General features: G+C 64.1%; 1 protein-coding gene. It reads right to left on the bottom strand.

Annotation, left to right across the window (positions count from 1 at the left end):
- Positions 1-70: 70 nt before the first annotated feature.
- The coding region (locus tag SB816_RS33630) for a hypothetical protein (protein ID WP_410548455.1) at positions 71-251 on the bottom strand (181 nt) is incomplete at its 5' end.

The raw sequence follows: 251 nt of genomic DNA on the forward strand, positions 1-251 counted from the left end.
GCAAGCAGCACCTGCAGGCGCTCGCGCGCAAGCGGGGCCGACTTCTGTTTGCGGAAGAGACTGAAAATGCTCATGCAGCCCTCCTTGCGAAGATTTTCGAGAAGATACCCCGCTTCTCACCCGGAATGACCACCGGAATCTCCTCGCCGGACAGCCGGCGGGCGGCATCGAAGTAAGCCATGGCCGGTGCGCAACGGGCATCCGCCAGCGTGACCGGCGCGCCGACGTTGGAAGCGCGCAGCACATCAGTG

Origin of the sequence: Achromobacter sp. SIMBA_011, from assembly GCF_046535435.1 — a bacterium.
GTDB classification, from domain to species: domain Bacteria; phylum Pseudomonadota; class Gammaproteobacteria; order Burkholderiales; family Burkholderiaceae_B; genus Achromobacter; species Achromobacter dolens.